General features: G+C 42.8%; 6 protein-coding genes. 3 read left to right on the top strand and 3 right to left on the bottom strand.

Annotation, left to right across the window (positions count from 1 at the left end):
• Positions 1-348: 348 nt before the first annotated feature.
• From PHS53_04955 to PHS53_04965, 3 genes are all read left to right on the top strand, one after another.
• A complete protein-coding gene (locus tag PHS53_04955; GenBank protein ID MDD5357459.1) occupies positions 349-783 on the top strand; it encodes a Fur family transcriptional regulator in 435 nt (144 codons plus the stop codon).
• An 11-nt stretch (positions 784-794) separates the two neighbouring features.
• On the top strand, positions 795-1,523 hold the full coding sequence (locus PHS53_04960) for a ZIP family metal transporter (protein MDD5357460.1): 729 nt from the start codon (positions 795-797) through the stop codon (positions 1,521-1,523).
• A 116-nt stretch (positions 1,524-1,639) separates the two neighbouring features.
• Entirely contained in the window at positions 1,640-2,797 is a 1,158-nt protein-coding gene (locus tag PHS53_04965) for a YibE/F family protein (GenBank protein MDD5357461.1), read from the top strand.
• Positions 2,798-2,959: 162 nt separating this feature from the next.
• Here PHS53_04965 and PHS53_04970 read toward each other — a convergent pair whose 3' ends face one another.
• From PHS53_04970 to PHS53_04980, 3 genes are all read right to left on the bottom strand, one after another.
• On the bottom strand, positions 2,960-3,544 hold the full coding sequence (locus PHS53_04970; protein ID MDD5357462.1) for a nucleoside-diphosphate kinase: 585 nt from the start codon (positions 3,542-3,544) through the stop codon (positions 2,960-2,962).
• A gap of 69 nt (positions 3,545-3,613) precedes the next feature.
• Complete coding sequence (locus tag PHS53_04975; protein ID MDD5357463.1) at positions 3,614-4,516, bottom strand: class I SAM-dependent methyltransferase; 903 nt, start codon at positions 4,514-4,516, stop codon at positions 3,614-3,616.
• A 1-nt stretch (position 4,517) separates the two neighbouring features.
• Entirely contained in the window at positions 4,518-7,286 is a 2,769-nt protein-coding gene (locus PHS53_04980; GenBank protein ID MDD5357464.1) for a type IV secretory system conjugative DNA transfer family protein, read from the bottom strand.
• Positions 7,287-7,437: the final 151 nt, after the last annotated feature.

Genomic DNA, 7,437 nt, shown 5'->3' on the forward strand with positions numbered 1-7,437 from the left:
ATGTGAAAGAACTAAACACAAAAGAACTATTAAATTTATGTCGAAAATTTTTACGCACTAGCTAAAAATCTTTCGACATGATTTTTGCGTGACAAAAATCAGCCCTCGGGTGGAGGGCTTCTTTGTATCTATCTTAGTTAGTTCGAGAAGTTAGACACGAAGAAAGCCTCCACCCTTTGTAAGGAGGAGAAGGCCGAGGACGAGTCCTTTAAATCCTGTGTCGTTCATATTTTTATAATACGCTCGAAAAAAAGAGAGTCAAGCGCCGAAAAATTAGGATAATTTTTCGGCGCTTAGTCAACCTATTCACTAATTGCAAATTATTTGCGTTTGTAATATACTCTACGAATGAAAGAAAAGGCGCATAAACTCGACTTCTCCGCCCTGCTTCGAAAGACGGGACTGAAAGCTACACCTGGTCGGGTTTCTCTTTTGACCTTGCTCTCCAGAGAGCCAAAACCGCTCACTGTCGAAGCGATCAAAAAGAAAGCCGGGAAAAAAATTGATACCGTAACTCTTTACAGAGCGCTTGAAGACTTCGCCGATGTGGGAATCGTCCGGAGAGTCGATTTTGAACATTCCCATGCACATTACGAGATTGTGGCCGGAAGAAAACATCATCACCATATCATCTGCAAGAAATGCGAAAAAGTGGAGGATGTAGACGTATGTGAATTTGAAGGAGTCGAAAAAAGCGTTTTAGGACAGACGAGAAATTTTTCTTCCATCATGAACCATTCGCTTGAGTTTTTCGGAATTTGTAATCAGTGCGTTAATACATAATCAATAACAAAATGATCATACTCATTAGTTTCGCAGCCTTTATCGCCACTCTTATCGGAGGCTTATTCGCTATCCGCTTCAAAGACAAACTCCATCTTGTACTTGGATTCAGCGCCGGCGCCGTTATTGGTGTAGCCTTTTTTGATCTTATGCCTGAAGCAATTGAGCTTGGCGAAAAATTTCACTCTCTCTCCACAATCACTTCTTGCGTCGCACTCGGATTTATTATTTATTTGGTACTCGATAGAACAATATTCCTTCATACTCATAAAGACGATCACGAAGGACACGAGCACAAAACAACACATCGAGGCATTCTCGGAGCTGGAAGCCTTTCAATCCATAGTTTCCTCGACGGCGTAGCAATCGGTCTTGCATTTCAAGTCTCTGCCGCTATTGGAGCTGTGGTAACAATAGCCGTTCTTGTCCACGATTTTTCTGATGGCATAAACACAGTGAGCCTCATCTTAAAGAATAGCGGAGAAAAGAAAAATGCTTTTCAATGGCTCCTTCTCGATGCGGTCGCTCCAGTTCTTGGTGCAACCTCTACCCTCTTTTTTACTCTTCCCGAACAGGCTTTAAGCATCGTGCTCGCACTCTTTGCAGGATTTTTCCTCTACATCGGCGCAAGTGATCTCATACCAGAAAGCCATCATGCGCATCCGAAATTTTTGACTACGGGAATGACGCTTCTCGGCGTTCTAGTCCTCTTTATTGCTATCCATTTCGCAAGTATTTAAGGAGTGGAAGAAGTGCGATAGAATAGCGATATGAAATCCCGTTAGAGGCTAACAAACAACTATGCAATTATATTTTCTTGAGCGATTATCAACAATCGAAGTAAGCCTCTAACGGGATGAAATACTTTTCTTCTTTTATTCTATTAACCCTAGTATTCCTTGGAGGAATCCAGGCCGCAAAAGCTGCAGATCTTGTCCCCGAAAGCAGGACAACAGCGAAAGCGCAAGTCTTGGAAATTCTTTCGCAAGAAAGAAAAGATATTCCCGGCACAGATACTTTAAGTGATTATCAAACCCTCAAAGTCAAAATTCTTGATGGTGATGAGAAAGGCGCTGAAGTGACTGTGGAAAATGATTATCTCAATCTGCAAAAAGGAGATGTATTTTATCTCATACACACTATAGATAAATATAATAACATTAATGTTTATTCGGTTTCAGAACCGTATCGCATTCCTGCTTTATATTTTTTCATAGGACTTTTTGTCGTCTGCGTCGTCCTCTTCGGCGGGAAACAAGGCGTGCGCGGGATCATAGCTTTAGCTTTGAGTTTTTTCTTTATCGGATTTTTGCTTCTTCCTGGAATTCTTCACGGGTACTCGCCAGTTTTAGTGAGCATCGGCGTTTCTTCACTCATCATTATTTTAGGCTCGTACATCACTCACGGATTCAATAAGACCACCAGTTCTGCAGTCATAGGAATGATCGTTACAATCATAGTGACAGGAATTTTAGCATTTTTTGCCATTAAGTACGCTAGACTCTCCGGATTTACTACTGACGAATCAGTTTACCTCAATCAAAACTCAAGAGGACAAATTGACCTCGCGGGGCTTCTTCTCGGAGGGATTCTCATAGGCCTCTTGGGTGTGCTCTATGATGCGGCGATCGGACAAGCGATAGCGGTCGAAGAGCTTCACGAAGTGGGCCCGCATCTTCCAAAATCAACCATCTACAGACGTGCAATACGGATCGGACGAGAACATATCGGCGCTCTGGTAAATACGCTGGCAATAGCATACGTCGGAGCATCCCTTCCCCTTCTCCTTCTCTTCTATTCATTCGGAACTGGTGATTATACCCAGACGATCAATAAAGAGATTTTTTCTACCGAAATTATTCGCGCGATCATCGGAAGCATCGGACTCGTGCTCGCAGTACCAATCACCACGCTCATCTCCACATGGATGCTGGTAAAAGAGACCCCGACAAAAGATGCTTTTCTCTTAGCAATGGAAGAAAAAGCGGTGGACGAAAAAACGCATCACCACTAAGCAAACAGCTCAACGGTTTTTACCGTTGAGCTGTTCTCAGGATTCACAGATTTGATGCAGTTCTAGACGAAATCGAGGCTTTTCTCGAGCTGTACTTAATAGTACAGTGAGGGAAAAACGCAAAATTTCAACGACGAAATGCGCAAATCTGTGAATCCTGAATTAGATTCCGTAGAGAATCGCCTCATTAATAAGCTCATACTTGAAAAGCTCATCTGTCTTGAACCAGTGTTTAATCTCATCTTCTGCTTCTTTCACCGAACCTGATGCATGAATTAAGTTTCGGACCGCTCGGCCATCTGTATCTGCCATCGCATACGAATCAAGAACGTAATCTCCTCGAATTGTTCCGACGTCAGAAGTGAGAGGTTCTGTTCCTCCAGTTACTTTTCGGACGATCTTCACCGCATTTCCTCCCTGCCACACCATCGCAACGACTGGGCCAGCACTTATGTATTTCTTCAACCCTTCAATAACATTCTGCGCAATAACAAGCGGATCATTTGACGGAGGAGTAAGGCCTTTTTCTTTGTAACTTTTTATTGATTTCTCCCCCACATTTTTCTTCCATTCAGGGTCGAGATTGTAATGTGCGTCAATATGAGCGCTTGAAGGGCGCATCATCTTCATACCAATAAGTTTGAGACCAATTTGTTCGTAGCGTTTAATAACTTCTCCAACAAGAGTTCTCTGGAGCCCATCTGGCTTAATAATGACAAGTGTTCTCTCTTCTTTGTGATGTGGCATTTGGGTAGCTTTTAGCTTTAATTCAATAATGCACGAGATTGTAACGGTTTTGAGAGAAAACCACAAGCTCTACATTTTTTCAAACACAAGGAGATGATGGGTGTCATTAATAGTCGGCTGATCGACGCCCAGATTTTCAGAATTTACCAATCGCCAGCCTTTTGCTTCAAAACGCTTTATCCAATCTTCTGGGATTTCGAACGTACCCGGAACTGGGACATCAGCATTATGGAAAAGACGATTGTAGAGATAGTCGTTCATAAACGTCCTCTCGTGATCTTTCTTTATCTCCCCAGGAGTAGCGCCAACGGGCACCGTTTCGATTACGACAAGCCTCCCGCCCGGTTTAATGATACGAGTCAATTCATCGAGAATTTTTTTATTGTCCTTTTCATGATGAGCTACGTTGGTCATCACAGCAAAACCAAAGTGTCCATTCTCTTCTCCAGTATTGCCCCCATCAAATTTTTTGATCGTAACCTTTATTCCAGGCCTTTTATACTCACGAGGGTCATACCCCACCATCTTGAAACCCAATTCATCCTGAATAAGTTGGGTCACTTGGCCATCCCCCGCTCCATAATCAACACCTTCTCCCTTCACGTCTTTGAGATGTTCCTTAAGTTGGCCGAAAATTTTCTTCGCTCGTTCTTTGAGACTCTCCTCGAGAATTTGAACCAGATTTTTATCTCCTACCTTTATATCTTGAAAATCTTTTAGGATTTTCCCTTCAGAAATATCAAGGCGAGAAGATGATTGTAACTCTTCAAATATTTGAGCCGTTAATGCTTTAGATCTCTCTTTGTCTAGTCCAAGCTGTCCAAATGTATAAATAAAATCATTCGCTGTACTTTCCCTTACTTCCTGATCATGAAGCGCAGAGATAATACGGTCTTTCATTATACCGAGCTCCTCTTGTTTCTCGGGAGAAATATCTTTTTCTGTCGTTGATTGATTATCTAATTCTTTCATTTTAGACAGCTTGAGAAACTGGCGCGGGAGCAGGAACAGGAGCCTTTGCATATTTCTTCATCACTTCTTCTTCCACTTCCTCTCTTGGACGGCCGAATTTGAGATAGGAAAGTTCTTTCAGTTTGGCTACGATGTCGAGATTTCCTTTTGGCGGAGCGAGGGTTTCGATATTGAATGGTTTGAGCGGCTTTCCACCGGAAAGCAGTTTCAAATATGCATTTCGATTATCCAAATTCATAATGTCTTTTTGGGTAAAGACCGGTTCAAATTGTTTTGCCAAGTATTCTGCATCTTCTGCTCCGACGCGGAATGTAGCAATGGAGCCGACGTTTCCGAAAACTGCGTCTTTAATATCTTCTTCGAGTTGGGCGATGAATTGGTGAGCTACAGAGAGTGAGAGCTTGTATTTTCTCGCTTCAGATAGAATTTGGGCGATGGAATTGGTCGTTACATTCTGGAATTCATCGATGTAAAGATAGAAATTCGGCAAATCTTTCCCAAATGAATCCACACGAGAAAGAGCCGCCATAAGGATTTTGCCGACAAGAATGAGACCGATGAGATTGGCATTGATGTCTCCCAACCGCCCTTTCGAGAGATTCACAAGAAGAATTTTCTTGTTATCCATCACATCGCGGAAATTGAAAGATGATTTTTCCTGCGCGATGATTGGACGCATAATTTCGTTCGCCAAAAATACATCGAATTTGCTGGTGATATACGGCACAATGTTTGCAAGCGATGCTTCACCGCCGGCTTTCTCTGCCACCTCTTTCCAGAATTGCACCACAACAGGATTTTTACATCTCGAAATTTTGAGATCGCGGAATGCTTTATTCGCCATGACCCGAGAAACTTCAAGAAGTGTCGAACCACTTTCTGGATCTTCAATAACAAGCATTGTTGCATTTCTAAAATACTGCTCGAACATCGGGCCCATACTTTCTGGATTTGCTCCGTATAATTTCTGGAAAATACTGAAAAGTTCGTTCACCACGAATGTTTTCTGTTCTGGATAATTTCTATCGTACTCGAGCATGTTCAAAGCCATTGGCCTCTCGATGCTTGCTGGATCAAAATAAATCACATCTTCATAGCGCTCTTTCGGGACAATCGAGAGAATATCTTGAATGTCAGAACCGTGCGGATCAATGAAACAAACACCCTCGCCCGCGAGAATATCCTGGGCGATCATATTTTTGAGAAGGGTCGTCTTTCCGGTACCGGTCTGTCCGATGACATACATATGTCGGAGACGATCTTCAGGAGTCATGAAAATCTTGGTATCGGTATTTCGATTCTTGTTTATACCCAAAAGTGTGCCCTTTTCTGGCAACCCGACAGGTGCAGGGGCAGTACCGGCTTTTGCTTGGCGAAGTTCCGGAGCGGTATCTACCTTTTGTGGGAAGTGAAGAATGCTCGTCAATTCTTTCAGGTTGAGAGGAATTTTGAGATCCTGTGAGAAGATGCGAAATGAAAAATCTTTTTCGAGTTCGAAAAGCTTCGAGCCATCAACATGTTTCCAAATAAAATGATTGCCTTGCGCGTTAGCAAATTGATTAAATGACGATTCGATTTCGGAAAGAATTCCCTGCGCGTCAGCATGATTCACCCCAGACGCCATTATCCTCACATTTACTTCTACGATCGGACTCTCGAGTTTTTTCTTGATCTGCTCTATAGCAATGTCGTCTCGAGCTTTTTCTTTATCCTGCTTGCGCTTTTTGTCTGAATAAAAGATGTCTTTGGCTACATCATATACATGCCCCGCGACGGTCTCAGGAAGAGCAGTGGCGCGTTTTACCGGCACGCCATTGTTAATCTCTTCCAGCGCCATTTTATAGCGCTGTGCATAGCCGTGTCCGGCAGGTTTGAAGATAAGCTGAAGCGCCGCTCCCTCTCCCTCTCGTTTTATTTTTGAAAAAGCATTAAGAACGACATTTAGAGGATCGTAATCGAACTGCTCGTAAGTCTTCAGAGGAAAGATCGGCTTACTCGCCGAGACCGCGTAAGAGCCGAGTGAAACTCCGGCTTCATTAAAAATATTGAAATCATCATTTACTTCTCTGATCTTTGCGTCTGAAAAGACACTAAGCATCTGTTTTTCAAAAAGGGACGATTTATCGGTCGGAACTGAAACGTAAAAAATCGTCTCCGGAGAACCGCTGGCATTGGCAATTTCAATCGAAAAACAATTCTCATCGGAAAGATCCTGTGGAGAGATGGAAAGCATCCCGGCATAAAACTGCTCCATTTTTGAAATGAGATTTTTGAGCTCTTTCGGATTCTTCCCCTCCTCTTCCTCTTCTTCAGGAAGCGAAACTTCGTAGAGAGTAGTCTTTAAAGATTTTTCAAGCGGACTTTTATTTTTAAGTCCTTTTGCCGGAAAACCTTGTCTCAAATACTGGACGAGCAGACGGTGAAAATCGTCTTCAAGATGAGGATTATGAATTCCATCAAGCACTTTGAGTGCATGAAATATTCCCTGCTCTTGGAGAATTCCAAGAAGCTCAGCCATCTTGTCATCATGCGTTTCCGGAGAAAGATTCAGCACTATTGCTTCTACTTCCTTCTGAACAAGTTTCGCAGGAATTCCCGGATGATTGACGACAGCGTTCTGAAGCTCATCTATTTTTTCGTGAGCAATTTTCTCGTGATTAGGTTTCTCGCCTCGCTCCAAGACCTCCTCTTCTTTTTTGGCAATCTCTTGCCGAAGGAATTTTATTTCCTCCTGCGGATTTTCAAATGTTTGGTGAGAACCTAATTCCATAATGAACTCTACTTTTTACCTTTCCCTGTCATCTTCTTGTAAACTTTCCAGTCATACGCATCATCCGGAGGCAGATCAACAATAGCATTGCCCGGCTCGGGCTTTTCTATAACAGCTGTTTCCATCGTGGCACGCCCTGAAGCAGTTCGTT

Source organism: Candidatus Paceibacterota bacterium (genome assembly GCA_028714635.1).
Classification (GTDB): domain Bacteria; phylum Patescibacteriota; class Minisyncoccia; order Phycocordibacterales; family JAQTLZ01; genus JAQTLZ01.

Excerpts from the sequence above, each read along its gene's own strand:
- PHS53_04955 (MDD5357459.1), top strand. The coding sequence starts at position 349 with ATGAAAGAAAAGGCGCATAAACTCGACTTCTCCGCCCTGCTTCGAAAG.
- PHS53_04970 (MDD5357462.1), bottom strand. The coding sequence starts at position 3,544 with ATGCCACATCACAAAGAAGAGAGAACACTTGTCATTATTAAGCCAGAT.
- PHS53_04965 (MDD5357461.1), top strand. The coding sequence starts at position 1,640 with ATGAAATACTTTTCTTCTTTTATTCTATTAACCCTAGTATTCCTTGGA.
- PHS53_04980 (MDD5357464.1), bottom strand. The coding sequence starts at position 7,286 with ATGGAATTAGGTTCTCACCAAACATTTGAAAATCCGCAGGAGGAAATA.
- PHS53_04975 (MDD5357463.1), bottom strand. The coding sequence starts at position 4,516 with ATGAAAGAATTAGATAATCAATCAACGACAGAAAAAGATATTTCTCCC.
- PHS53_04960 (MDD5357460.1), top strand. The coding sequence starts at position 795 with ATGATCATACTCATTAGTTTCGCAGCCTTTATCGCCACTCTTATCGGA.